The organism is Prochlorococcus marinus XMU1419, assembly GCF_017695955.1.
Taxonomy (GTDB): Bacteria; Cyanobacteriota; Cyanobacteriia; order PCC-6307; family Cyanobiaceae; genus Prochlorococcus_A; species Prochlorococcus_A marinus_AD.
This window is the reverse complement of sequence record NZ_JAAORO010000003.1, coordinates 282,181-305,128: the sequence shown is the minus strand read 5'-3', so window position 1 is coordinate 305,128 and position 22,948 is coordinate 282,181. Positions and strand designations below refer to the sequence as shown.

The 22,948-nt window shown below is 28.5% G+C and carries 34 protein-coding genes; 11 read left to right on the top strand and 23 right to left on the bottom strand.

What is annotated here, in order from left to right:
• Positions 1 to 84: 84 nt before the first annotated feature.
• Complete coding sequence (locus HA151_RS07785) at positions 85 to 666, top strand: hypothetical protein (protein WP_209106896.1); 582 nt, start codon at positions 85 to 87, stop codon at positions 664 to 666.
• A gap of 316 nt (positions 667 to 982) precedes the next feature.
• Here HA151_RS07785 and HA151_RS07780 read toward each other — a convergent pair whose 3' ends face one another.
• Positions 983 to 1,132 (bottom strand): hypothetical protein, encoded by a 150-nt coding sequence (locus HA151_RS07780; RefSeq protein WP_209106895.1) that lies wholly within the window; start codon positions 1,130 to 1,132, stop codon positions 983 to 985.
• Between the two features lie 504 nt (positions 1,133 to 1,636).
• On the bottom strand, positions 1,637 to 1,906 hold the full coding sequence (locus tag HA151_RS07775; RefSeq protein WP_209106894.1) for a hypothetical protein: 270 nt from the start codon (positions 1,904 to 1,906) through the stop codon (positions 1,637 to 1,639).
• A gap of 300 nt (positions 1,907 to 2,206) precedes the next feature.
• On the opposite strand from HA151_RS07775, the gene HA151_RS07770 reads away from it, so the two are divergent.
• The 3 genes from HA151_RS07770 (at position 2,207) to HA151_RS07760 (ending at position 4,649) form a co-directional block, all read left to right on the top strand.
• Positions 2,207 to 2,584, top strand: a complete 378-nt coding sequence (locus tag HA151_RS07770) for a DsrE family protein (RefSeq protein ID WP_209106893.1) — start codon at positions 2,207 to 2,209, stop codon at positions 2,582 to 2,584.
• Between the two features lie 389 nt (positions 2,585 to 2,973).
• Positions 2,974 to 4,368 carry an autotransporter outer membrane beta-barrel domain-containing protein gene (locus tag HA151_RS07765; protein WP_209106892.1) on the top strand — a complete coding sequence of 465 codons (1,395 nt, stop codon included), beginning with the start codon at positions 2,974 to 2,976 and terminating at the stop codon, positions 4,366 to 4,368.
• 173 nt (positions 4,369 to 4,541) lie between these two features.
• Positions 4,542 to 4,649 (top strand): high light inducible protein, encoded by a 108-nt coding sequence (locus HA151_RS07760; protein WP_025890855.1) that lies wholly within the window; start codon positions 4,542 to 4,544, stop codon positions 4,647 to 4,649.
• 63 nt (positions 4,650 to 4,712) lie between these two features.
• On the opposite strand, the gene HA151_RS07755 is transcribed toward HA151_RS07760, so the two are convergent.
• The 8 genes from HA151_RS07755 to HA151_RS07720 all read right to left on the bottom strand — a co-directional run bounded on the left by HA151_RS07755 (position 4,713) and on the right by HA151_RS07720 (position 8,943).
• Complete coding sequence (locus HA151_RS07755) at positions 4,713 to 5,450, bottom strand: type 1 glutamine amidotransferase (protein ID WP_209106891.1); 738 nt, start codon at positions 5,448 to 5,450, stop codon at positions 4,713 to 4,715.
• Positions 5,447 to 5,743 (bottom strand): heat-labile enterotoxin alpha chain, encoded by a 297-nt coding sequence (locus tag HA151_RS07750; RefSeq protein WP_209106890.1) that lies wholly within the window; start codon positions 5,741 to 5,743, stop codon positions 5,447 to 5,449. Before HA151_RS07750 ends, HA151_RS07755 begins: the two co-directional genes overlap by 4 nt.
• Positions 5,744 to 5,758: 15 nt before the next feature.
• A complete protein-coding gene (locus HA151_RS07745; RefSeq protein ID WP_209106889.1) occupies positions 5,759 to 6,049 on the bottom strand; it encodes an inward rectifier potassium channel in 291 nt (96 codons plus the stop codon).
• A 146-nt stretch (positions 6,050 to 6,195) separates the two neighbouring features.
• On the bottom strand, positions 6,196 to 6,351 hold the full coding sequence (locus HA151_RS07740) for a hypothetical protein (protein ID WP_209106888.1): 156 nt from the start codon (positions 6,349 to 6,351) through the stop codon (positions 6,196 to 6,198).
• Positions 6,352 to 6,499: 148 nt separating this feature from the next.
• Positions 6,500 to 6,631 carry a hypothetical protein gene (locus HA151_RS09380; protein WP_306822734.1) on the bottom strand — a complete coding sequence of 44 codons (132 nt, stop codon included), beginning with the start codon at positions 6,629 to 6,631 and terminating at the stop codon, positions 6,500 to 6,502.
• A gap of 253 nt (positions 6,632 to 6,884) precedes the next feature.
• Positions 6,885 to 7,745, bottom strand: a complete 861-nt coding sequence (locus tag HA151_RS07730; protein WP_209106887.1) for an LOG family protein — start codon at positions 7,743 to 7,745, stop codon at positions 6,885 to 6,887.
• Between the two features lies 1 nt (position 7,746).
• Entirely contained in the window at positions 7,747 to 8,265 is a 519-nt protein-coding gene (locus tag HA151_RS07725; RefSeq protein ID WP_209107154.1) for a hemagglutinin, read from the bottom strand.
• A 420-nt stretch (positions 8,266 to 8,685) separates the two neighbouring features.
• On the bottom strand, positions 8,686 to 8,943 hold the full coding sequence (locus HA151_RS07720; RefSeq protein WP_209107171.1) for a hypothetical protein: 258 nt from the start codon (positions 8,941 to 8,943) through the stop codon (positions 8,686 to 8,688).
• A 338-nt stretch (positions 8,944 to 9,281) separates the two neighbouring features.
• On the opposite strand from HA151_RS07720, the gene HA151_RS07715 reads away from it, so the two are divergent.
• Positions 9,282 to 9,551, top strand: a complete 270-nt coding sequence (locus HA151_RS07715) for a hypothetical protein (protein ID WP_209106886.1) — start codon at positions 9,282 to 9,284, stop codon at positions 9,549 to 9,551.
• A gap of 124 nt (positions 9,552 to 9,675) precedes the next feature.
• On the opposite strand, the gene HA151_RS07710 is transcribed toward HA151_RS07715, so the two are convergent.
• The 3 genes from HA151_RS07710 to HA151_RS07700 form a co-directional block, all read right to left on the bottom strand.
• Entirely contained in the window at positions 9,676 to 9,816 is a 141-nt protein-coding gene (locus tag HA151_RS07710) for a hypothetical protein (RefSeq protein WP_209106885.1), read from the bottom strand.
• Positions 9,817 to 9,930: 114 nt separating this feature from the next.
• Positions 9,931 to 10,095, bottom strand: a complete 165-nt coding sequence (locus tag HA151_RS07705; protein WP_209106884.1) for a hypothetical protein — start codon at positions 10,093 to 10,095, stop codon at positions 9,931 to 9,933.
• 205 nt (positions 10,096 to 10,300) lie between these two features.
• Positions 10,301 to 10,471 (bottom strand): hypothetical protein, encoded by a 171-nt coding sequence (locus HA151_RS07700; RefSeq protein WP_209106883.1) that lies wholly within the window; start codon positions 10,469 to 10,471, stop codon positions 10,301 to 10,303.
• A 2,838-nt stretch (positions 10,472 to 13,309) separates the two neighbouring features.
• Here HA151_RS07700 and HA151_RS07695 point away from each other — a divergent pair.
• Positions 13,310 to 13,468, top strand: a complete 159-nt coding sequence (locus tag HA151_RS07695; protein ID WP_245151630.1) for a 3-phosphoshikimate 1-carboxyvinyltransferase — start codon at positions 13,310 to 13,312, stop codon at positions 13,466 to 13,468.
• A gap of 32 nt (positions 13,469 to 13,500) precedes the next feature.
• Here the strand turns inward: HA151_RS07695 and HA151_RS07690 are convergent, their stop codons facing one another.
• A complete protein-coding gene (locus tag HA151_RS07690; RefSeq protein WP_209106881.1) occupies positions 13,501 to 13,878 on the bottom strand; it encodes a DoxX family protein in 378 nt (125 codons plus the stop codon).
• A gap of 197 nt (positions 13,879 to 14,075) precedes the next feature.
• Between HA151_RS07690 and HA151_RS07685 the strand changes: the two genes are divergently transcribed.
• Entirely contained in the window at positions 14,076 to 14,552 is a 477-nt protein-coding gene (locus tag HA151_RS07685) for a carbon storage regulator CsrA (RefSeq protein ID WP_209106880.1), read from the top strand.
• Between the two features lie 74 nt (positions 14,553 to 14,626).
• On the opposite strand, the gene HA151_RS07680 is transcribed toward HA151_RS07685, so the two are convergent.
• Positions 14,627 to 14,785 (bottom strand): hypothetical protein, encoded by a 159-nt coding sequence (locus HA151_RS07680; protein ID WP_209106879.1) that lies wholly within the window; start codon positions 14,783 to 14,785, stop codon positions 14,627 to 14,629.
• A gap of 330 nt (positions 14,786 to 15,115) precedes the next feature.
• On the opposite strand from HA151_RS07680, the gene HA151_RS07675 reads away from it, so the two are divergent.
• Positions 15,116 to 15,259, top strand: a complete 144-nt coding sequence (locus HA151_RS07675; protein ID WP_209106878.1) for a hypothetical protein — start codon at positions 15,116 to 15,118, stop codon at positions 15,257 to 15,259.
• 432 nt (positions 15,260 to 15,691) lie between these two features.
• On the opposite strand, the gene HA151_RS07670 is transcribed toward HA151_RS07675, so the two are convergent.
• Positions 15,692 to 16,897 (bottom strand): LptF/LptG family permease, encoded by a 1,206-nt coding sequence (locus HA151_RS07670; RefSeq protein ID WP_209106877.1) that lies wholly within the window; start codon positions 16,895 to 16,897, stop codon positions 15,692 to 15,694.
• 991 nt (positions 16,898 to 17,888) lie between these two features.
• On the opposite strand from HA151_RS07670, the gene HA151_RS07665 reads away from it, so the two are divergent.
• Positions 17,889 to 18,095 carry a high light inducible protein gene (locus HA151_RS07665; RefSeq protein ID WP_209106876.1) on the top strand — a complete coding sequence of 69 codons (207 nt, stop codon included), beginning with the start codon at positions 17,889 to 17,891 and terminating at the stop codon, positions 18,093 to 18,095.
• Between the two features lie 601 nt (positions 18,096 to 18,696).
• On the opposite strand, the gene HA151_RS07660 is transcribed toward HA151_RS07665, so the two are convergent.
• Together HA151_RS07660 and HA151_RS07655 are read right to left on the bottom strand one after the other, a co-directional pair.
• Positions 18,697 to 18,837 (bottom strand): high light inducible protein, encoded by a 141-nt coding sequence (locus tag HA151_RS07660; RefSeq protein ID WP_025952053.1) that lies wholly within the window; start codon positions 18,835 to 18,837, stop codon positions 18,697 to 18,699.
• Positions 18,837 to 18,944 (bottom strand): high light inducible protein, encoded by a 108-nt coding sequence (locus HA151_RS07655; RefSeq protein WP_011132751.1) that lies wholly within the window; start codon positions 18,942 to 18,944, stop codon positions 18,837 to 18,839. The genes HA151_RS07660 and HA151_RS07655 overlap by 1 nt, the downstream gene beginning before the upstream one ends.
• Positions 18,945 to 19,527: 583 nt before the next feature.
• On the opposite strand from HA151_RS07655, the gene HA151_RS07650 reads away from it, so the two are divergent.
• Complete coding sequence (locus tag HA151_RS07650; protein ID WP_209106875.1) at positions 19,528 to 20,145, top strand: DUF938 domain-containing protein; 618 nt, start codon at positions 19,528 to 19,530, stop codon at positions 20,143 to 20,145.
• Between the two features lie 51 nt (positions 20,146 to 20,196).
• Here HA151_RS07650 and HA151_RS07645 read toward each other — a convergent pair whose 3' ends face one another.
• From HA151_RS07645 to HA151_RS09370, 3 genes are all read right to left on the bottom strand, one after another.
• Entirely contained in the window at positions 20,197 to 20,358 is a 162-nt protein-coding gene (locus HA151_RS07645; RefSeq protein ID WP_187149184.1) for a hypothetical protein, read from the bottom strand.
• A gap of 118 nt (positions 20,359 to 20,476) precedes the next feature.
• Positions 20,477 to 21,643 carry a fatty acid desaturase gene (locus HA151_RS07640; protein WP_209106874.1) on the bottom strand — a complete coding sequence of 389 codons (1,167 nt, stop codon included), beginning with the start codon at positions 21,641 to 21,643 and terminating at the stop codon, positions 20,477 to 20,479.
• Between the two features lie 243 nt (positions 21,644 to 21,886).
• Positions 21,887 to 22,018 (bottom strand): hypothetical protein, encoded by a 132-nt coding sequence (locus HA151_RS09370; RefSeq protein WP_257008834.1) that lies wholly within the window; start codon positions 22,016 to 22,018, stop codon positions 21,887 to 21,889.
• 187 nt (positions 22,019 to 22,205) lie between these two features.
• On the opposite strand from HA151_RS09370, the gene HA151_RS07635 reads away from it, so the two are divergent.
• A complete protein-coding gene (locus HA151_RS07635) occupies positions 22,206 to 22,358 on the top strand; it encodes a hypothetical protein (RefSeq protein WP_209106873.1) in 153 nt (50 codons plus the stop codon).
• Positions 22,359 to 22,485: 127 nt separating this feature from the next.
• Here the strand turns inward: HA151_RS07635 and HA151_RS07630 are convergent, their stop codons facing one another.
• Both HA151_RS07630 and HA151_RS07625 read right to left on the bottom strand, forming a co-directional pair.
• A complete protein-coding gene (locus tag HA151_RS07630) occupies positions 22,486 to 22,638 on the bottom strand; it encodes a hypothetical protein (RefSeq protein WP_209106872.1) in 153 nt (50 codons plus the stop codon).
• On the bottom strand, positions 22,631 to 22,840 hold the full coding sequence (locus HA151_RS07625; protein WP_146629779.1) for a hypothetical protein: 210 nt from the start codon (positions 22,838 to 22,840) through the stop codon (positions 22,631 to 22,633). Before HA151_RS07625 ends, HA151_RS07630 begins: the two co-directional genes overlap by 8 nt.
• Positions 22,841 to 22,948: the final 108 nt, after the last annotated feature.

Sequence of the window (22,948 nt, the reverse complement as noted above, 5' to 3'; positions counted from 1 at the left end):
AATAAATAGGGCTTTGATGCGGTCTAGTGCAGCTGGACGGCAGATCCCTTAATTTGATTGCAAATTTTAATAATGTTTTGTTTTATGATTAAAAGAGAAAATCAAATGATTATAAAAAAAAGAATTAACGAGTATCTACCAATTGCTTTTATTGGATTTATTCCAATTGGTGTATTAGGTCTGATATTTTCAACCACAGTATATTTTTTTTTAAAAAAAGTATTTAAAAAGAAAAAGTTTGTCTATCGTGCTTGGTTCTTTATAGGATTATTGACGTTTATTTTGTCATCACCTATTTATCTGGAATGGTTAGGTAGACCTAATCCTTCTGCTCAAGCTTCAGCTATTAAAAACCAGATGGTAAATGGTGTTAAAGAATGCATAATAAGAGCCAATGAGGGTAAAACAACTAATTTTTTAGATTCATCGAGTTTTAGGCAAAAACCTATTTATAAATGGTATTCATTTAAAGCCATAAACAGTTCCAGTTGTTATTCTGTTTATTCATATCCCAGTAAATTTTTTGACTGGTATCTTTTACGAGTTGAAAAACCAGCTTTTTATTTTACTTGGTTTAGGCTCGATATGGACCCAATTACTGGAGAGGTTACGAAAACGTGTGGAGATTCAACAAAAGTTGGATGTAGGGAAGGAAATACTTGGTAGATAAGTCGATTATTTCTAATTGATTTTATATCTCTTATTAGCTAAAAAAGTTTGAGTAAAGTTTGAATAAAAAATTACGATTCCTTGATATCCCAGTCATAGCTAGACGGGTGTACTTTTCATTAGCCAAAATTTTTCTTCATTTATGTCAAGGGATTTGGGCGATTTTTTGGGCTTCCATGAGGCGTTACCCAAACTTTTTTATTATAAATTTATTATCCATCAAAGTCACTATTAAGGGAAGTAATGGATGGTATAGGTGACATACGATCGTTCTAAAGCTTTAAATATGAACTAAGAAATTTCTGCTGAAATTTTATGGATATAACTTTTCAATAGCTTCTTTCTGTTCTTGTTTTTTTATCTCATCTGAATCTAAAACAGGGCAGGTATTTTGATTTAGTGATGCAAGGAAAGTCCTCGTTCTGAATAGTTTGAATAGTGGTGGGATTAGTAAGCGTTTCATATCATCCAACAAGTTCAATTGAATAGACAGTATCCTTACAATTATTTTTTTTATCCCATTCCTTTGCAAAAGGCGATTCCATTTCTGCTCCTAATTTTTTAAGTCAGTACAGTTCATTAATAAATGAGATTTGTGTTCATTGACTTTTACAAACTCATAATCAGTAACAAACTCTTTGCACATTTCTTCAAGAAATAAATTAGTAACGTTATTTTTAAATTCCTCAAATGTGCAGCTAAAAGTTGAAATGATGAGTGTGTTTATAAAAAAGGGGCTAATTGCTCCTAAGTTTAGATCGACTGTCAATCAATTAGTAATTAATTAATTTTCTTTTTCCATCTCTAGTTTCTACTTTATTTATTCTTAACCCTATAAAAGCAGCCCAAATAACTGCAAATAAAATTGGTAAAAAAATTATTGCAAGTTTCATCATTGTTTTGATCCTGTTATTTGCTCAAAAGAATAACCTTTAAATAAATAGGAAAAAATAGGTACTTTATCTAATTAAGCAGCATCATAATCTTTATCATCTTCAAGTTCTCTCATAAATCTTTTATCTAATAAGTAATTGTCTATAAGCTCTGCTGCTATCTGTATCTCAGCAGCAGGTTCTTGTAGATCTTTGTCTAATAAGTAATTGTCTATAAGATCTAGATTGTTATTTTCATTCATTTGTTTATCGCTGTTTAATAGTTCTCTTATGTAGTTATATACAAGCTCTTGATCGTATCCACTTTCTCTAATTTCTTTCAACATTCCGTCTGGAATTTCCATAATCGTTAACCCCCATATGACAGTTTTTTAGAGCAAATTAGAGCCTATATACGCATACTTACGAAAAAATAAGGAAATAGCAAGAAAATTGGCAATAATATAGAGGTGTATAAATTTATTATTCGCAATCATTTATGGAAAAAGGTTGGAAGAAGACTTCTTTTTTTAGGAGTTATTTTTAATACTTAATAGCCATCTGCCAATAAGAAAGAGGTGCAAGTAGTAAGCGTTTCATAAAAAAAACAGCTAATGAAAATAGATTTTATTTAGGATATAAAAACAAAATTTAGGGAGGATTAAATGTCTATCATTACCGACAATAGAGTGTTAGTTCATATTTACAGCGGTTTAGAATCCAAAAATAAAATAACTTTAGGTTTATTGGTTGCCCTTACTGCAGAAAAAAACGATCATAAAGTAACACTTTTTCTTGCAGGAGATGGAGTACAAATATTAAATTGTAAAAAAGCTGGTGAAATAGTTGGTCAAGGGACTGGAGATTTATACGAACATCTTCAAAATTTAAAGAATTCAAAAATTACCATATATGTCTCAGGAATGTCTGCTAAATCTAGGGGTTACGATGAGAAGCTTTTAGATGGATACACTGCAGAGTTTGTTATGCCAGATGTTCTAGTTGAAGAATCAATTAAAGCGGATAGCGTACTTTGCTATTAAAAAAGGAGCTAATTGCTCCTTATTGTAGATCGATTGTCAATCACGAAAAGTGTTGACGAGGTGTGGACGGAATTTAGCTGATTTTCGAAATCCATTGCTATGACTACTGGAACATCGTTCATTAGCCAATAGTTAGTATCATTCATGTCAAATGGTCTTACCGAAATTTAGAGCTCGAACAAAATTTTTGGATATAAATTTATTATCCATTGAATTTACTAGTTATGAAAGTAACGATTTCGATTAGGAAACGTATTTACATCTTTTTATGTTTTAAATCATAGATATTAAAAGCCAATAACAATTGTTTTATTTATAAACTAAAAATGATTGGTTAGTTTGCTCTATTAAATTTGAATAAAAATATTAGGTTTATATATAAATTTTTGTTGCTGGCTACATTACCTGTAATAAAAGTCAATGCAGATAGCTTTGACGTTGAATATCAAGGTGACACTTTTACAATACAAATTCATAGTGGAATCTATAACGATGGTAAAGATTTAATTCAGGCTTCTCCTTGGTGGGGAGATGCCTCTGCTGCTCAAATATTTGTGGAGGCTGTAAAAATGAATCTTGGTAATAATTCCCCTAACTCTAATAATACATATTACGGTCCAGAATTTGCTATTTCAGATAATGGAACTAGTTTTCAATCATATGGCTGGCACGCATCGCATGCACCTGGAGGAGAATTAGTCCATGATCACACAACGGCAGCTTTTGGTAATTTTTTCACAGTAGATGGTTATATAAGTAATTTTGCATATGGATCTCTTGCAATCCCTTCATCTGTTGAATCTTCATGGGTTCAACCATATTCAGCCATGCAGACTGTTGGCTTAGGTTCTATGAAGAACCAAAGGGATATTGTTTTAGCTAGTGCTGGAGAATGTAATAACTATGGATGGGTTGTTGATGGGACAGATTTATGTGTTCATGCCTTAGCCTCTAATTCAAATTCTTATGTAAATGGAACTAGTGTTTTGGGGTCATATAATGTTGATAGTTTTAATAGCGCTTTTAATATAGAAAAACATATTGGTCAGAAATGGAAAGCTGGTATATCTTATGGAACTGGAACATCTTATTTAAGCAACTACAACTTTTCAGGAACAACTTCGACGTTAAGTTCTAATAATACTCATTATGCGATTTATGGAGTTAAGAAAGTTAGTGATAAATTTACAGTAAAGGGGTTGATTGGAGGTTCTGATCTTGATTACAAGGGGACGAGAAATGATGCAGTAACAGCTGCTAAATCTTCTTACGACACAGATGGATTTATGGTTGAAATAAATGGAATATGGAAATTAAAAAAGTTCCTTAAAAGTTCTAAAACTCCAATGCGTTTCAAACCTTCTCTAGGATTAGCTTTCTCGGCTCATACTCAAGATGAATTCAGCGAAACAGGAACAGGTAATCTTGTGACTGTTTATTCTAATCAGGCAGAATCTTTAGTTTTCAAGACGGGAATTTCTGTTGACAAAGAAATAGAAATGGGAGGAGGAAAATGGGTTTTGGTTCCTTTCTTTGCACTTAATTATGAGTATGATGGATTAGCTAATCATGAAAATAGAAATATTAAAGCTGTCATAACGGGAAATTCTAATGCTTCTACTCATTCATCTGCTCGTTTATTTGATGAAGATTATGGCTCCGCAAAAATTGGGGCTGATTTTTTATTAAGACAAGATTTAATGTTTAATCTGAATGCCAAATATGGTCTATCTTCAGGAGGCAATGACTTCTCATTCGGAGGAGGTTTTAGATGGTGTTATTAATAGTAAAAAGTGTGTTCCCTAAATTTCTAATATTAATGAAAAATAAATTAAAAATAAAATTTTTAGAAAAAATCTGATTTAGGTAGGCAATACTACATCAATTACTTATTAGGAATAATTAATTTGTAAATATAAATCTATCTCGAATAATTATGAAATTCGCTAAAAAATTCATGACTGAAAAAGCTGAAAAGCTTAACGGGAAAGCTGCAATGCTTGGAATGTTTGCTCTAATAGGGGCTTATTATTTTACAGGTCAAATAGTTCCAGGTATTTTCTAAATAAAACAATTTTTTAAAATTTTTAAGGGCTTTATTAACCCCTTTTTATTTGATTAGAAATTTTTATTTTTCTAATAATTCAAACAATTTTTTTATGAAAAGCTTTCTTTTTAAAAAAGTCTTATCACTATATTTTTCATTTTCTTCTCTTAAAATTTCCTGACCATTTGGTCCCAATCCTTTAAAGACAAATTCTTTATCTTCTTTAATCCACTTATTTATCATTGCTCCCGTTGTCTCTATGTGAAATTGTAATCCGTAAGCATAATCACCAATCCTAAAAAACTGTTCCTTACAACGTTCACTGCTTGCAATGAGTAATGCTTTATTAGGTAATAAAATCCTATCTCCATGCCAATGCAGTACATACAAAGGGTCTTCAAAAATTGCTTTAAAGTCGCTATTTGATTTATCAATAAAAATTTGAGACCATCCAATTTCTGGTAATTCTTTTGGAGGGTATCCATATTTTAAAATTTCAACATCTCCCCCAGCAGCACTCGCAATCAACTGGGCACCTAAGCAAACACCGATTGTAGGTCTATTATTCTCTAATTCTCTTCTTATAAAATCTCTCTCCAACTTAAGCCATGAGTATTTATCGCTTCCAATATCTTTGACTCCCATAGGTCCACCCATAATTAAAATTAAATCACCTTCTTTTGTTTTAGGAAGATTATCATTTTTATCCAAACGAATAATTTCAATTTTTAAATTTCTTTCTTCAGCGAATTGTTGAAAAAGACCAGGTCCTTCTATTTCTAAATGCTGCAAAACTAATAGTCGTTTTATTCCCTTCATTCACTTTCAATTATTTCAGCAGAATCAGAACAGATATTAACGCTAAACCACTCCATTGAGGACCAATTACTTTCTTGGTATGTACCAGCAGCAACACTTACAAAACAATCATTCTCATACCAACTTCGATAATTGGGATTTAATTCAGTTCCTTTTAATCTATTTTCTAAGCCTTTTCCATATTTTTTAATAACAAGGTTTATAGCTTCGTACTCAATTTGTCTTTGCCTTTCATCAGCAAAAGCTCCTAAAGGTATAAAAAAAAGGATTAATGTAATAAGTAAATTTTTCATCGATTATTCTGTTTTTTATATGAAGTTAATTTTATATTGTTTAATTAATTTTTTAAAATCATCAGCTCTTTTTTGTCCGTTCTTTAAAGGTCTTGAGGAGTCAAGTACGGCTGCACAACATAATTGCCAACAAGATTTTTCATCTAGGTCTAATTTCTCGCATATTTTTTTTGGGGCTTTAAAAACTGTATTTATTTCAGCAATATGTTGAGTAGTTTCCCATAACTCTCCTTCAAGAAAATCAAGTTCAATACTTGATAATAATTCTGTGGCCACGTAATCTTTGATTAGCTCAGTTAATTCCACAATATTTTATTAAAGAAGGAAAAGTTAAATTATCCTCTAGTACTTGTATAGCAAGATAAAAAAAAAGGAGCTAATTGCCCCTTAGTTTAGATCGACTGTTAATCAGTACTATTCAAGAATCTAAGCATCTTGTAAAAAAGTATTTTTTAGCCAGAACAAGAGAAAGCACCTGCAAGGATATTTTTAAAAATTGGTGCTTGACCTAATGCGTATAAGAAGAAAGTTGATGATGCAATAGTAATGGCTATTTTAGAAACCCTCTTGACTTTCAAATTTGAGACTTTTGTAAATGCGGAATTCATTTATTCATTAATATACTGGGATTATCCTAGCTGCATAAATAAAATATTCAGCATCAAAATTTACCAAAGATTAATTTTATTGTTGCTGTTGCTGCTTTTGCATTTTTATATGTTCATATTCTTTTTTAGAAACTATTCTCATTTTGAACTATGGATATCTCGTCTTCCACCATTTATTAATTGAAATAGCTACGCCTGTTAAATATTGGGTACAAATATGGACCCATAAAATCTTAGTTTGTTCTTCTTTGTAGAATTCCCAACTCGAAGGTGAAGCCATTAAATCGTGATCCTATCGTGAACATTTTTTATAGGTTTTTAAAACCCTTGCTATGAATACTGGAGTATGGTTCATTAGCAAAAACTTTTCTTCGTTCATATCAAAGGATTTGTTCGATTTTAAAGATCGAAATAAGCGCTATTCTAACCTTTATGAATATAAATTTATTATCCATCAAAGTTTCTATTTAGGAAATTGATGGGTGGTGATGGTACGGGGAAACTTTATTATTTTTTGGATACCTATCCTAATCCTAGATATTTGCTGATTTTATAATTTCCCATGCTTCGGGTACAGAGTCCGTATATTCAAAAAGATTTAAGTGCTCATCTGAAATTAATCCAAGATCAGCTAGATATTCGAAATTAATTATCTTATCCCAATATTTTCTTCCAAAAAGTATTATTGGGATTTTATTTTTCATTCCTGTTTGACGCAGTGTTAGTAGTTCAAATAATTCATCTAACGTTCCAAAACCCCCAGGAAAAAATACAGCTCCTATTGATCGCATTACGAAATGGATCTTTCGTAATGCAAAATAATTAAATTTAAAGCAAAGACCTGGAGTTATAAAAGCATTGGGGATTTGTTCATTGGGAAGACTGATATTTAACCCAATAGATTTACAATTTGCTTCAAACGCGCCTCTATTAGCAGCTTCCATAATCCCAGGGCCCCCCCCTGTTACGATCACATGCGAATTACATACTTTACTTTGATTATCAATTGAAACAAGTTTAGAAAACTCCCTTGCGGATTGATAATAGTGACTCATTGATAACAAATTTTCTAATCTATTTAAATTGCGTTTAAGCAAAATAGATGAAGGATTTTTTTTAATTAACTTTTTTATATCGTCAATTTTCTCTCTTGTTTTTGACTCTTCAGCGATATTTGCACCTCCAAAAATTATAATGGTTGAAAGAATTTTATTTGCTTCTAGGATTAAATCTGGTTTAGTAATTTCAAGCAGCATTCTGACTCCGCGCATTTCGTTTCTGCTGAGAAAACCAAGATCTTCATAAGCCAATTTATATGTATCAGAATTAATAATTAAATTCAGATTCTTTGAATTATTAAGTTTGGTTGAAAGAACTTTTTTTGTTTTGTTCATATCAAGCAAGGGTCTCAATTTTTCGTTCTAAGGGATTAAAGCTGACTCGCTTAATTTGATTATCTTCGTAAATCCAATAAACAGCAGGACTCTTTCTCGCCTTAATTAAACTTATTTTGTCTAATTTTTGTGGGATAAATTCTTTAACGGGATCAAATAATTTATCTCTTTTGGGTTGATTTAAAACAATACTACCTTCTTTTCCTGAAATTGATCTGTGATAAGTCCCAATAGGAATTTCTAATGCCCCCATAGATCTATTTAAATAAATCACATGATGTGGTTCATCCCATGAAGGATTTATTAAAACAAACGTTCTTTCTCCAGTGATAACTAAGTTGTGATCAATTTGATGATTGTGAACGTAATATTGTTCATCTTTAAAATCATCAGGAGGAGATATTGCCTCTTCAGAGTGAATTACTACATCACAACCATTAGATTCCTCCAAACCTGCATCAAAGAATGTCACTTTTGGGGTTTCTCTAAAAATTGTTGTTGGCATGAATTTTAATTTCATAGTTAAACCTCTCATTAAAAATTTATTTATATTTTTAGAATTTATAAGCTATGAAAACTGATTAATGAATAGTCAGTTACAACAAACTAGATAATCTTCTTAAGTTGGGTGATCTTGATATTATCTCTTAAAAGTTTCTTCTAAGACTTCTACTTTATTAACATAATCAAGATCACGCAGAGCTTTGTTCGGAACTGTTAATTGTGTTTGAAGTTTCATTTCTTCCTCCTAGTTAATACTGTTTTTTAAAGCTATCTCGGGTTATAGAAAACCTTAATCCTAAATAAGAAATTAAAATTGCCCAAAATAAAATCTCTATAATTAAATTGGTCATCTGCTTGTCCTCCTTTCTAGCTAACTATTCTTTAGTACGGATAATATATAAAAATCAAGCGTAAGAATACTTAAAAAGTTCGAGTATTAATCGCAAAAAATTTTGCAATGGTTATTACTAGGATGCTGTTCGCATTCTTTATTCCAGTAAGCTTTAAGTTCTTTTGTTTTAATATCGTATGAAAGATTTTTTGTATCCAAGTCCATCTCTTGGATAGTGAATGTGTCGTTTAGTGCCATAAGACTTACCTCTTGCCTACAATTATGTTCTAATTCATTTGAATAGTTAATCTCAAGTTTTATGTGTGCGGTTAGAGGAACAAAATTGTACGGATTAAGGATCAAAAAAAACTCTCAAAGTAAAAATAATAATCAGAAAAATATCTTCAAAGGTTTTAATTTTAAATTTAAAAAAGTCTGGGTAAAGTTTGGATAGAAAATTACAAATCCTTGAGATCCTAGTAAATCGCAAGACTTGTATCTTTTACGAGTTCAAAAACCAGCCGATTTTCTTTCTTGGTTCAGGCTCGATATGGACCCAATAACTTTAGAGATTACGAAAAAGTATGGAGATTCAAAAAAAATTTGGATGTTGGGAAGGAAATAAGTGGTAGATAAGTCTCTTGGGAAGAAATCAATTTTAAATTGGAGAGTAAAATAAAATAAATAATTTCTTAATTCAAATGAAAGCGCAAATTGAAGAAGCATCTAAAAAGAAATCAAAGATTAGTTTGGTTACCGATTTTATAAGTATTTCAGGAGCTGTTTTCTCTATTGGGACAATAATATTCTCCTTGACTGAATTTAATAAACCCTACGCGAGACCAGATGTGTTATTTGTCTCAGGTGCTTTTGGATTATCTGCAAGTTCAGCATTAGCTTGTGTATCTTCCATAGCTAAAAATTCTGAAATTCAAACTGAACTTTTAAAATTAATAGCATCGAAACGATAAATTCTTAATTATAAAAGTAAATATTTATAAGAAAAAGTGAACTTTTTTTATAGTTTTTTATACAGGAGCAAGTAGTGAAGTTTTATTTTTTTTAGAGTTTTTTCTAAAGTTTGCATTTTCTTAGCTAATCAAGACCTTTCAAATCTTTGTTTGAAAAGTGAGTTGCATTAGTAGTTTTATTTTGTCCTCTTATTAATATTGTTGTTTGTAGGCATTCCAAGTTTGATTCAACCTTAATCCAAGATATGCAATTAAGATTATCCAAAAATAATTTCTAAACTTAAATTGGTCATCTACTTTTCCTCCTTTTTAAAAACTGAGTTTTAGTAAGGATTTAATATAAAAATCAATGGTAAGAACACTTAAAATAGATTGGATATTAATCACAATAAAGTTTGCAATGACTATGAGTAGGATGCGCTACGCATTCTTGATCCCAATATTTTTTTAATTCTTTTTTGGGTAATTGATAATTGAAATCATGCATTCTCCAGATATCTGAAGTCGCATTTCTGAGAGCATTGAATGGAGTAGTGAGTTTCATAAAACCTCCTTGAATCTCTATATCTTTATTATCCTCCTTTTAACTTGAAATTAATAGAGTATTATTACCCGAGTATAAATTTATTATGGTTGTCACGACTATCTTTATCAATTCAATAAGAGTAGAAATTATTAAGGATTCAAAAGTACTTAGTCGATTTTGTAGATTGTGATGTGCATACGACTCTAAGAGGCAAAATGCCCTATTATTTTTCGTTATTTGAATGTTTTGATGGAGACCCCCAATCATAAGTCTCTACACATTCTTCTAATAATTTTTCAGAGGGACTCTCTAGTTCGCAGCTTCGAAGGCAATCATAGAAGGCATACTTGGGATCTAATTGATTTTTGAATTGTTTATTTCTAAAAGTATTCATAGTCAAAATTCCTTCTCTTTTTTTTCAAGTTGATTAATTAATCTGTCCAACCATAAAGTGTTGTCAATCTTTTTTGTTTTTTTAAAGTATTTTGTTTTATATGTACTCATTAAGTTAAACCTTAATTATTAGAACTAACTTATATGTAATAACTGAAATTTCCTAGAGCAAAAATACTGATTGTGAAAATTTTGAAATTTTTAAAAGGGTTATGTAAAAAAGGAGTACGATCTTTAGTTTTTTTATGCAAACGACATAAAAATTAGAGTTTTATTTTAAAAGTAAGGTATGCAAATACACCAAGCAGTAAAAAACTCAGAAACCCATAAGTAATCGCTATGCTGTATAAGTGTGTCATTTATTTATAAAGACATAGGCAGAATATAGGTAAACTAAGAAAACTCCAATAGCAACTGAACTTCCATAAATAAGGAAGTTCCAAATTTTATATAATTTAAGTTTTTTAAATTTATTTTTTTCTTCTTTAGTAATCATTTATTTCCTTTTTCTTTTCTGACAGCATTACCTTTTGCTCTTAATACCAAAGTTATTGTAAGGGCAGCGCTTAATATAACAGCATCAATCAATAGGTGTGGGGAGATATTCATAAGCTGATAAGAGAAATAAGAAGATTAATTATCTTTGCAAAAATAAAAAACTAGAAAATAAAATAGAGAGTACTTTCCCCTAAGTTTAGATCAACTGTCAATCACTTTATATTTTAGCTTTTTTGCTTCTATAAAAAAAGGGCTTTTTAATTAGCCAAAACAAGAGAAGCCCCCTGCAAGAATATTTTTAAAAATTGCTTTTTGAATCAAGAGGTATTAGAAAAAAATTGATGAAGTGAGAGCAATAGCTTTTTTGGAAAGCTTTGAATTTAGTTAATTAAACCCATAAATAAAAACTTTCTAAAATCAAGAAAAACTTTTGATCGAATTAGATGGAACTTCTACTGAAACCAATGATTCGCCGTAATGGGATTCGGTTGATCTTATTAATAACCAATAAAAAAAATTAACTAAAGCTTTCTCCACGAGGATTTAGTAACTAATCTAAAAAACCTTAAAAATTTTGTAATAGCAATATACAAAATGAATTTATCAATTAATCAAGATATTTATCTTAGAATAGCGTAGATTTTATATTATTTAATACAAGGGTTTTACTCTCATGCTATAAGAGGAGGACTAAAACTTCTTGGAGTATTGGACTTTAGCCCGCTCTATTCTTTAGCAAAAGAAAATTTTCACTGCAAGAAAACTAGATTTGTAATTGCTATATTTGATATGCATAAGTCATTATCGGTTAATTAGATTAAGAGTATCTGAGTTTATGTTGGAGTTACAAATTTTATAAAAATGCTATAAGACTTCTTTTATATCAATAGATTCAGTATTTTTGCTCATTGCTAGATTCATTCTTTAAATAATATCATTGTCTTTTAAAGAAGGTTTCATTTTGAACAAAATAATTAAATTTTTTAAAATATTAGGAAGAAGAATTGATATTCTCAGTGCAGAGGCTCAACTAATATTTATATTGGAAAATTCATAGTGGGGTTCCCACATTGCCCAATTTGTGTTTTCTTAGCATTTATTTCAATTTTTATTGGAGTTACTCGTAGTTATATGTTCTTTATTCTTTTTAGGGAGTTTATGAGAGAAGAATTCAATTTTAAATTGAAATTTAGTTTTTATTAATGGTTGACAAGTAAGTAAAAATACTTTAAAAAGGGATTGTAGTAAATGCTACAAAATCGTCCGATCTACCATCTGATAGACCGCAGTACGACTCAAGCCACAGGACGGGGACTTGAGCAATTCCAGGAGCTGCATAATGGTAAGAATGTATTTTAATGGAAAAACATTCGTATATTGTAGAAAACTAGAAGAAAATTTGATAAAGCTTACTTACAGAGGATCTAATTATTTGAAATAAGATTTTTAATTTTTTCTCAGACATCTAACAATGATGGTATTTAAAAGTTTTTTTAAAAAAATTATTGCCTTTGATTAATATATAGGTTTTTATTGCTGATGACACTAGACGTATTTTTAATGAATATGTAAGTTGTTTTATTGATCAAAATTAAAATTAAAATTAAAAAAATTAAATAATTTTATTACTAATCAAATTCTTTTTAAAAAAGTTTAGGTATTTAACGAAGTTTTTTAACTCAGTATTAATTGATACCTCATAAGAAAAACTTATTATGCAGATATTTTTTGCCTATTTGAAAATTCATATATTCGTATATATTGTTACGAGAAATTAATCTATAAATAACTAATTTGTAAGAAAATTTATAGAAGGTTATGCGACCTATTTCTGAAGAACTTTACAAAAAAATAGTTGAGAGTTCTAAAAAATGAGTAAGTTACTAATCGCTTTATTAGCTTTAGATGTAGGCATTAGCCTATCTAAAGTTTATATTTTTACCTGAGAATCACTTACCTAGCAAGAAAGTAATTTTTTCAAATAAAAATAGTTGTTAGGTAATCTTTATTTTCCATTTTTATTGCATTAAAAAAATAAATTTATAAAAGAGCTACCCACAAATAGTATTACCATTAGTAGCTTTGATAATTTTAAAAAAAATTCGTTAATATACATTATAAAGAAATTACTAATGCAAACTATAGTGAATTCATTCAACAAGTTATTGCCTGTTGGCAAAAAGGTCAAAAAATATTTACCTTTCTTTATTGGATTTAAGTTACTTACATTTACTGGATTTCTTACATATATAATGAATCGCTAAATGATATTCACTTTACTTAAACCTAATTAATTAAATATCTAGTGAATAAAGAAGAACGAATAAAAAGATTCAAATCTATGTCTAGTATTGAAAGAAAAGAATTGATCTTAAAGAAGATGAAAGAGAGAGGAATCCAAGTAGGTAGTGGAATTCCTAATAAAAAATATGATAACAAAGAGGTTTATGAATTAATCCATATTGCAAATTGCTTCCCAGAATTAAGGCAGGAAAAATAAAAATATTTGAGTTTACCAGATAAAGCTAATTATCATGGCTCTCTTAATGCACAAATAATTAATCCACCAATTAATCCTAGATTCATGAGAACTGCTCTTTGATGAAAAGGGAACACATGGAAAATTATTGTTGTGGGAATCAGAAAAAGTAATAAAAAAATCGAACCAATTTTTTGATTTTCTCCAAATATAAAAAATCCCGAACCTAAGATAAGACATATAATCGCCCCTACTAGAAGAATAGATGAAATTGGATCAGGAATACCTTTTGAAGCAATATATTCAACTGTTTTTTCAAAACCATTTATTTTGCCTGGAATGGCTGAAATAAATATTGCCGAAATTGATACTCTTGAAAAAAAATCTAAAAAAGATTTGACACCTTTATTTTTAAGATTTGGAATCTTCATAATGTAATTATAAGAAATTTTATGAATTTAGATAAGTGCTTAACCAATTAACTAGTTATAAATCACGTAAATTTTTTTTTTAAGGAATTATTTAGATAATAGAAGTATTCTAAATGTTAATCTTTTAAATTAAATTGAGACCGGCTTTTGACTTGCTGATTTATTTTTATGCAATAATAAAATTAACTTAGATTAAAATGTTAAATAAATTACTTTTTCCTTTTTTTTTACTTTTTAGTTCTTTTATAACAATTTATCCTTCTAAAAATGAAAATACTCTTTTGTTTGATTATTGTTATTCCTTTGAAAAAATAGTTTCTAAAAATTTAATAGAAAAAAGTAAAAATGTATCAACAAAGTTTAAGAATTTTGCAAAAGATATCACTTTACTTGGAGCTAACAAAACTAGGGGAGATTTAGCTAATAAGATAATCAATCAATATAAAAATTCTAAGAGAGTATTTATTATTACTTTTATACCCAATCAATTTTATTGTTTGGCAGGATATTGGGTTGAAAGTATCAATCCAGGGACATTTTCATCAATTTTATATCAGAAAAGCAAACAAAAAATTAATAAATATAATGATGTAAGAAAAGAAGTTGATGAATTTATTGAAGATATGGATTCAAATTATAAATCTATAAAAAAAGAAATTAACAATCTCTTTTAGAAAATTAATTTATTTTTTGTTGTTAAGAAGTTTGGCTAATAATTAATCCAATTTATTTATAGGTACTAATTATTTTATATTTTTAATTTCCTTGTCCCACCATAGGAATATTCGCTATGTTTTGAAATTATATTCCAACATTCTTTACAACAAAAAATCCATTCAGTATAAATTTTAGATTTAACCCTGTAATGAACTCTATCTGGCTTATGACATAAATTACAATTTTTCATTAATTTGAACTTTTGCTTAAAAATTATGAATATAAAAACTGATAAGGGTTAGCAACATTCACGATTTCTTTTTTATAATGTCATTATAGATATTGCACTCCTGATTAGCTGAAGCAAAGCAGTGGTCATGTTGAGTGCAAATCTTTCAAATTGATTTTATAAATTTTTCCAATTTACTAATTATTAAAATTCAAATTATTATTTGTTTTGCGAATGAATTTTTGGAAAAAATTTACAAAAAAAAGAATTATACATTTAAATTGGAACTTTAAAAAGAAATTCGCAAATATATTTTGGTCGACTTTAAAATGTATTTGATCGCTTTACACTATGAACATTTACTTATTCTGGATTTTATTTTTATCCTTATGGGCAATTGTCCCCCTTATGATTATTAAGGGAAGAGTTGACGAATCTCCCAAAATTAAGACATTGCCAGAAGTTAAAACAAAGAAAAAAGGTTGGTTTAATTAGTCTATGAATCTATCATTTAAATAGATTAATTAAATTAATTATAAAAATTCTTTATTAACTTTTTATTCATTTTAAGAATTAAATTAAGTTTCAATAATATTATTTTCACATACTGGAAATTACAAAAAAAGTATTTCTTTTTTTGGTTGTTCTTGTAGGCAGAGCATATCAAGCTAATGTAAAGTTAAATGTTGCAAGATGAGATATAGGTTTAAAAATTAAGGATACATTTGGTACTTTAAGAAGAGATATAGGTTCAAAAATTAATGATATATTTGGTACTTTAAGAAGAGATTGGTTCTAAACTTTGTAAGGATTACATATAGACAGCTATAAAAAGTAAATAATTTTTAGAGAAAGTCTTGCCATTATTAATTTGTACAATTTTGCTAATTTTTAAAATAGTTTTTGCTTATTAATCTTCTCAAAGGATCATAAAGAACTTGATTTTCTCAAGAAATAAATTCCACCCCCGATAGAGATTAAGACAGGTAACCAAGCAGCAAAAATCGGATTTATTAAACCTTTTACTCCAAATGAGCTGAACACGAATGACATTACATAATAAATTAATATAAGTATCACACTTAACCCAAATCCCTGACTTTTAGAGGATCTTAAATTAGATTTTGCCCCTAAACTACTTCCTATTAATCCAAATACTAAGCATGCACAAGGAAGAGTGAATTTTTCTTGAATTCGTACTTGAATCTTTCTAGTCTCCTTAAGATTTCCTATCTTTTTATAAATTTTTTCAGCATCTAAAGCTTCTTTTAAAGACATATCGCTTGCATCTTTGGGGACTTTTGCGAGATCTAATGGACCTTCTACAAATGGATATGTATATGATTTGAATTTAATATTCGTTGTTTGACCAATAGAGTCAGTTGTAACAATACTTCCATCTTTAAATATCCAAGAAGAATTATCTTTATCAAAGATGGCACTATTCGCAGTAAGGATTTGCCTTATATCTTCTCTGGAAAAGTCTAAGACTGTAACATCTCTCATAATATTTTTTTCAAACCTTGAAGCATAGAAAATGTGAGTTGTATAAGTATTTACTTTCGTTGGCTTATTAGTATTAGAGTCTATCCTTGATCCTTTTCGAGTGAAAATGATGTTGTATTTATTTTTCCCTTTATTAAAAGAACTTCCTATTCCTGATCTTAAAGTTGATTCGGCAAGCCTATTACTAGTGGGCACTAAATTATCATTGAAATAAAATGTTAATCCTGTCATGAATATTGAAACTGCAATAGCTGGAGCTATAAATCTATATTTAGTAATTCCTAACGACCTTAAAGCTAGTAATTCAGAATTGGCTGAAAGTTTTCCATAAGATAATAATGTAGACAATAAAACAGCCATTGGAAATGATAAAACTAAAAAACTAGGCAGGCTAAAAAATAAAGCTCGTAAAGCTTGTAATACAGGTAAGCCATACTCGACTATTTTCCTTATGAGATCGAACATGACTCCAACAGATAATGAAATAACAGTAAAAGCAGAAATGGCAAATAACATAGGTGGCACTATTTGTCCTAATAGCCATCTATCTATTAAAGGAATTGAATACCAAGGAGAAATTATTTTATTTATAGTTTTTTTTATTGGCAATTGATTAAAAAGTTTCAAAAGAGGGTTATTTAATTTGTACTGTCTATTTTTGTATTATAAATTATTGATGATTTAGAGAACAATATTGCTTTCTGGTTAATGTAAATAGAATTATTCAATACTTAAAACAAAAAAATTATTTATTTATTCTTGCAGAAAAGTAAAAAATTTGTTTTTTTAAATAAAAAGGATATTTAATGAAAACTAAAACTTTATTAAATGAATGCAATTGCATACACTGCCAACAAAAACTAAATCAAATTAATAATTCAAAATTATATTGGGAAAAATTAATTTTAAGAAAAAAGTTAGTATAGTTTCTCTACTAAACTCTCTAAGCTTTTCAAACTTTATTAAAGCATTTTTTTGAAATTTATTATTTTCAGGAAAAAAAATTTTTTTACGATCTCTAGACCTTTAGTATTAAGTATTTTTTTGAAAAATGATATTATTTAACTTTTTGATGTTTTTTATAGATCATATTTTCTCGATTTAAAAGAAAAAGGATAATCAAAATACAAGATGGTATGAGAATAAAATCTAAAGACATAAATTTTGTTAGGTCTATTATCTATTTAGCAAATAAATAAATCTTTGACATAGGTTGCTTATCTCAAAGATTTTTTTTAATAATTCAAATAATTTTTTTAATAATTAGTATATTTGCTTTCTTTAAAATTGAAAGAGCTTGCAAGTATCCCACTGACAAGCTCATGACGACATAGTTAATTCAGATTTCTGATTTAACCAGCTAAGCACTTCCTAAATGCTATAACTATCCTAATAAGTAAAATTACTTAGTGTGGGTATAAATGCTTATTTTTAAAGATTTATTGCGAATTTGATAAAAAAAGTGGTTTGATTAAAAAAAAATGTAGCTTGTTGATTTTTTAAGCAGAAATGTCTCATATTAACTCCTAATAAAAATAATCAGAGGAAAATCATTGGAGATTTTGGTTTACATAAGTTAATATTTGTGTTACTTTAGTTAACAATTATTATCTTTTTAATGTCAAAATCAGGAGTTACAACAGAATCAGGTGGAAGACAGAATATGTTCCCATCAGAAACTAGGCCTTATATTGATGAAACTGTTTCTTACGATGGATATCCCCAAAATGCAGAAAAAGTAAATGGAAGATGGGCTATGGTTGGTTTCGTTGCACTAATGGGAGCCTATGTCACAACCGGTCAGATCATTCCAGGAGTTTTTTAATACCTAGATAACTTTTTTTAAGCTATATAATTCAACCGTTTTAAACGAAAATTTAGTTCTTAATTTAAATTTGAAAATAAAAAAAACCAAATAAAAGTTATAGCATTTAGGCTAAATATTATTCCTAAAAATATATAAGCAAACTTTTTGCCAATGAATGCTGTATCTGGTTCAAGCTTTACTCTCATTCAATCTTCGAATTATCTGGATAAAAGATAGCATCAATTAACAAATAAATTTAAGTTTTAAAAAAGAAAAATAATCAAATTAATATTTTTTTTAAAATGTTTTTTAAGATATTATTTTCCTTCTTTAGCTTTCCAGCAGTAAAAATTATGTTTTTTATATTATTGCTAGAAGACTTTCTTAGTTTGATTTGTTTCCCGCATATATAGATTATAAAATTGCCACAAAAAACTCCGAATCTAATTTTTAGGAATGAGATATTGTTTTTATGCTGATTTTTAGCATACTATTTTGTTACAAATAGGATTATTCCAACTTTAATTAATAAAGATAATTTTTTATCAATAAAATCCCGTTAAAAAAAGCCTAATTTAATTTTAAATTAGACTTTTGATGAGAATTAAAAAAATTTATATTAGATAAAACCAGGAATGATTTGACCTGTAGTTAAATATGCTCCAACCAGAGCAACAAAACCTAACATTGCGAATCTACCGTTAAGCTTTTCAGCAACGATTTTTTCTTTTTCAACTAATTTTGGTTCGTTATTTTTCATTAGAACCAACCTGGAATGATTTGACCTGTTGTGACATATGCACCAACGGCTGCAACGAAACCTAACATTGCTGCCCAACCATTAAAACGTTCTGCTTCTGGAGTCATTTTGTTTATGTAATTTGTTAACAAATATAACATAATTATTTAATAATGTAAAGAAAAATCAGGAATTATTCCTTGCTTTATCAGGGAAATTTGAAATTCTGCTACATATATGTGTCGAAATATACCTTATCGATGTTTTTATTTTTGTTTTTATTTTTTAAATTTGAAAAAAAAAAATTTAAGCTTTTTCACCTTGTTTTTTTAGAGTTATATCCTCATTTAGAGGTAATTTAAATTAATATAATAGAAGGGTCAGCTAGTAGGGATACAGGCTGACTCTTTTTTTTGCGAATTTTTGATTTTTGACTAAAAGTAGTTTTTAGAATTCAAATAATTGCTATTAATAAATTAGATATATTTGAATTTATGTCATTCGCGACCTACTACATGCATTTAATTTTTGGAAGGATTCCTTCTCTAATGAGTTCTGATTTAATACTTTATATCTTGCCTGCTCTTACAATTTCAATATTATTCTTTAGCCTTAAAATAATGTTTTTCAAGACTCCTAAATTGAGAAAGGTTAAATAATCAAGGATTTTAGAATTATTATTTTTACTGAAGCGCCCAATTTTTTTTAATTTTGGATAATAGACTTTTTTTTTCGGCAACTCAAAGAAATAGAGACTGCATTGGTGATGTACTATCCAGAATTATAAAAAAAGGTTCAGTATTGGAAATCGGGAGTGGCAGTGGTGAACATGCAGTGTTTTTTCAAAAACGCTTTCCTGAAATAATTTGGCAAACAAGTGATCCGGAATTGGTGCATAGAAAAAGTATAAGTTCTTGGATTGAGTATGAAGACCTCTCTAAGAAAATGCCCCAGCCTCTTGAGATTGATGTAGAAAAAATTCCTTGGAAAATTCCACTTATTTTAGCTAATTCTTTGCAAGGAATAGTCTCTATAAATATGATTCATGTAGCAGAGTGGTCTTGTACTGTAGCACTCTTTAGAGAGTCAGGAAAATTACTGAATAAGGGACAATTTTTGATTTTGTATGGTCCATTTAAAATTTGTAATAAGCATATAAGTGAAAGTAATTATTTTTTCGATAATTCATTAAAAATGCAAAATGATCTTTGGGGTATTAAAAATCTTGAGGAAGTTTGTGATGAGAGTAAGAAAAATGGTTTTTCTCAAGAGGATATTATTAGAATGCCTGCAAATAATTTTTCAATAATTTACAGAAAAGTTTCTTGATAAGGAAAATATAAATATCAATAAGTTCTTAAAATTCATCTTATTAGATGATCAACCTGATAGTTTTTTGCTCCATTCTTTATGCTTTTGATCTAAATCTGAAATTTTTTCGCCTAAACTCAACTGTCTTTCTAATAATTCAACTTTTGTAAGTGTTATTTTTTCCGAATAAAATTTAATAGGCTGTTTACCATGTAAATTGTCGCCACTCATAGAATTACTAAGTTTGTGAGTACTTATCTAAGATGAAAAATTTGTTATTGCTAATTCTTTTATATTCTTTTCAGATTTGCGTAAATTAATGTGATAAAAAATTGATGCTTATTATATTTTAATCCACCATTTTGTATGAAGATTGCCATATATATCTTCCTCTCTTGATATCTGACTTAACAGCAACGCAATTGCAAGCAATATTCCATAGTGCTTTGTGTATTGGATCGGGATTAAAAAGATATGCTTTTTTAAAGGCTTTTTTAATTAAGACAGTTGCCTTTTTTGCATGATAATGAGGGATCGTTGGACATACATGATGAACGACATGGCTAGAACCTATATTGTGGTGAAGAAAATTAAGGACTTTACCGTAAGGCCTGTCAATAGAGAGAAATGCCCCTCTCATAAAGGAAAATTCCGTATTTGAAAGATGAGGTACATCAGAATCTGTATGATGAAGCCATGTATAAACTACTAGCCAACAATTAACCACTAATAAAGGACCAAAATATAAAGCAATTACTGGAAATATTCCACACTTTAGAACTAAATAAACAATTCCTAATAATGTCAAACCTACACCAATATCTGATATCCAGACTTTCTTGGCCCAAATCGATGGCCATAATGCTTTAGAAAATGGTTTAATTGGCCAAAAATGATTTGACGTGCCATATTTAACACCTCCTGTACTTCCAGTAAGTAAATAAGCAGGCCAGCCAAATATTAGATGTAAAACAAGTTGAAGAATTCCATAATTTTTCTTACCTAAGGAATTTGAAAAATGTAATTCTTTTTCTCCGCCAACTTTTTCTGTAACTCCATTCCCTTTAATTACTAAAGGTACGTGAGTTTCTCCATTGGTTATGTTATTTGTGAATCTATGATGAACTGCATGAGAACGCTGCCAAGAAAAATAAGGCACTAGAAGTAATGAATGTAGTAAATAACCAGTTATAGATTCCAATGTTTTGTTTTTAGAGAATGCTCCATGTCCACATTCATGGGCAATTACCCAGAATCCCATTGCAGTGGTACCTGATAGTAATGCGTAAACAATCCAAATTGGGATCATTTTGGGGGTAAATGGAATAGATACCCCAATCGCAACTACTAATGATTGAATTAAAGCTGATTGTAAAAGATACCTCAATGAAGTTTTGGTATTGCACTTAAAGTAGTGATCTGGAATAACATCCTGAAATTCTTTTATGCTTGGAATATCTTTATCCTCTATTACAAGCGCTTGGCCTTTAAGACCTGAAAAATTTATTTTACTCAAATTTTTTTTTGTTTACAATTTTGTTAAATAAAAGTGAATTTATATATTCTATTATCCATCACAGAATCTCATAATGAAAGAATTTATAATTTTTTTTTGATACAGTTTTTGAGATTTTAATTTCATCTGCAAATAAAACTATTTGTGCCAAACATTTTTTATTATTCTTTTATCGCAATCTTATTAATTATTTCTTTTTTTCTAATGCTGATTGTCTATGCTCTTCCTTAAAGCTTAATTAATTTAAAGACCGCGTATATACCTCTTAGGTAAACCAGATTGTTTACGTGGCTTTACTAAAATAGGTAAAACAATAACTCCTACGGTAAAAAGACAGATTGGAGCAACTACCATCAATATCGATTCTAGAGACATGAATAATTTTGAGTTTATTTATAAATAGCAGGATTTTTTTTTAAAGTCATGCGTATTTATATCTATTTTGTGAGAATGGATTCAAAATTTTTATAAATTATTAAGTAAAAAAGAAAAAAAGATTAAAAAAAATCAATTTTCTTAATTTATCCTATTTACTTAATCATTATTTATAAAGAAATTAGTTATGGATGAAGAAAAAAAGTGGATGCTTATGACTTATTATTGTCCAACCCACGGAGATTCAGGTTTTGTAAAACCAATTCAACTAACAAAAAAAGAAATTAGTAAAACATTCTTAAAAAAAACTAGAAGTTCTAAAATTAATTTTTTAAAATAAAACTTATGATATTTCGAAAATGTTCTAAATCTTAATTGAAATCTGTTTAATTAAAATTGATATATTACAAAAATCCCATAAGCTGCTTTTTTATCAGCAGTATTGCTAAATATATTTAAAAAACAACTTAATTTTTATCAGAATCGCATGTTAATTCACATTGATTAAGATCATGAGATGATATTTTTTCTAAAATTCTTAACATATCAATTTCGGAAAGCTCTCCATTCGAGTTCCATTTTAAAGTTGTTTTTCTTTGAGGTGAATTATTTTTATTCATTTTGCTCACCCCCCTTTAAATGAACTTCTAAACAACGAGTAATACATTCTTGATGACCATCCACAATACTGCATTCAGTAATACACTCAAAATATGAATTAATAGAATCTATTTCTGTGTTTTGGTTAGTAGAAACAAATGAATCATTCATAATATTGTCTAATTTATTTGGAATAGAGATATAGCACGAATTTATGTTCAATAACTTAATTTATTAAGTGAATTAGAAAAAATAAGTATTATTTACTAAAGCTATATTTCACCTAGTTTGCCTTTGAAAAGGTAGTATTATTATTTTTTTTAAAAGATA

What these genes read in the sequence shown, in the direction of transcription:
- HA151_RS07660 (WP_025952053.1), bottom strand. Translation starts at nt 18,837, where the DNA reads ATGAAAAATAACGAACCAAAATTAGTTGAAAAAGAAAAAATCGTTGCT.
- HA151_RS07700 (WP_209106883.1), bottom strand. Translation starts at nt 10,471, where the DNA reads ATGAATACTTTTAGAAATAAACAATTCAAAAATCAATTAGATCCCAAG.
- HA151_RS07685 (WP_209106880.1), top strand. Translation starts at nt 14,076, where the DNA reads ATGTTAAATAAATTACTTTTTCCTTTTTTTTTACTTTTTAGTTCTTTT.
- HA151_RS07780 (WP_209106895.1), bottom strand. Translation starts at nt 1,132, where the DNA reads ATGAAACGCTTACTAATCCCACCACTATTCAAACTATTCAGAACGAGG.
- HA151_RS07645 (WP_187149184.1), bottom strand. Translation starts at nt 20,358, where the DNA reads ATGAGTGGCGACAATTTACATGGTAAACAGCCTATTAAATTTTATTCG.
- HA151_RS07750 (WP_209106890.1), bottom strand. Translation starts at nt 5,743, where the DNA reads ATGAAAAATTTACTTATTACATTAATCCTTTTTTTTATACCTTTAGGA.
- HA151_RS07730 (WP_209106887.1), bottom strand. Translation starts at nt 7,745, where the DNA reads ATGAACAAAACAAAAAAAGTTCTTTCAACCAAACTTAATAATTCAAAG.
- HA151_RS07655 (WP_011132751.1), bottom strand. Translation starts at nt 18,944, where the DNA reads ATGACTCCAGAAGCAGAACGTTTTAATGGTTGGGCAGCAATGTTAGGT.
- HA151_RS07770 (WP_209106893.1), top strand. Translation starts at nt 2,207, where the DNA reads ATGTCTATCATTACCGACAATAGAGTGTTAGTTCATATTTACAGCGGT.
- HA151_RS09380 (WP_306822734.1), bottom strand. Translation starts at nt 6,631, where the DNA reads ATGGCTTCACCTTCGAGTTGGGAATTCTACAAAGAAGAACAAACTAAG.
- HA151_RS07775 (WP_209106894.1), bottom strand. Translation starts at nt 1,906, where the DNA reads ATGGAAATTCCAGACGGAATGTTGAAAGAAATTAGAGAAAGTGGATAC.
- HA151_RS07725 (WP_209107154.1), bottom strand. Translation starts at nt 8,265, where the DNA reads ATGAAATTAAAATTCATGCCAACAACAATTTTTAGAGAAACCCCAAAA.
- HA151_RS07785 (WP_209106896.1), top strand. Translation starts at nt 85, where the DNA reads ATGATTAAAAGAGAAAATCAAATGATTATAAAAAAAAGAATTAACGAG.
- HA151_RS07715 (WP_209106886.1), top strand. Translation starts at nt 9,282, where the DNA reads ATGAAAGCGCAAATTGAAGAAGCATCTAAAAAGAAATCAAAGATTAGT.
- HA151_RS07675 (WP_209106878.1), top strand. Translation starts at nt 15,116, where the DNA reads ATGAACATTTACTTATTCTGGATTTTATTTTTATCCTTATGGGCAATT.
- HA151_RS07705 (WP_209106884.1), bottom strand. Translation starts at nt 10,095, where the DNA reads ATGAAACTCACTACTCCATTCAATGCTCTCAGAAATGCGACTTCAGAT.
- HA151_RS07690 (WP_209106881.1), bottom strand. Translation starts at nt 13,878, where the DNA reads ATGAAGATTCCAAATCTTAAAAATAAAGGTGTCAAATCTTTTTTAGAT.
- HA151_RS07630 (WP_209106872.1), bottom strand. Translation starts at nt 22,638, where the DNA reads ATGAATAAAAATAATTCACCTCAAAGAAAAACAACTTTAAAATGGAAC.
- HA151_RS07740 (WP_209106888.1), bottom strand. Translation starts at nt 6,351, where the DNA reads ATGAATTCCGCATTTACAAAAGTCTCAAATTTGAAAGTCAAGAGGGTT.
- HA151_RS07695 (WP_245151630.1), top strand. Translation starts at nt 13,310, where the DNA reads ATGTCTAGTATTGAAAGAAAAGAATTGATCTTAAAGAAGATGAAAGAG.
- HA151_RS07665 (WP_209106876.1), top strand. Translation starts at nt 17,889, where the DNA reads ATGTCAAAATCAGGAGTTACAACAGAATCAGGTGGAAGACAGAATATG.
- HA151_RS09370 (WP_257008834.1), bottom strand. Translation starts at nt 22,018, where the DNA reads ATGTCTCTAGAATCGATATTGATGGTAGTTGCTCCAATCTGTCTTTTT.
- HA151_RS07635 (WP_209106873.1), top strand. Translation starts at nt 22,206, where the DNA reads ATGGATGAAGAAAAAAAGTGGATGCTTATGACTTATTATTGTCCAACC.
- HA151_RS07760 (WP_025890855.1), top strand. Translation starts at nt 4,542, where the DNA reads ATGACTGAAAAAGCTGAAAAGCTTAACGGGAAAGCTGCAATGCTTGGA.
- HA151_RS07680 (WP_209106879.1), bottom strand. Translation starts at nt 14,785, where the DNA reads ATGAAAAATTGTAATTTATGTCATAAGCCAGATAGAGTTCATTACAGG.
- HA151_RS07755 (WP_209106891.1), bottom strand. Translation starts at nt 5,450, where the DNA reads ATGAAGGGAATAAAACGACTATTAGTTTTGCAGCATTTAGAAATAGAA.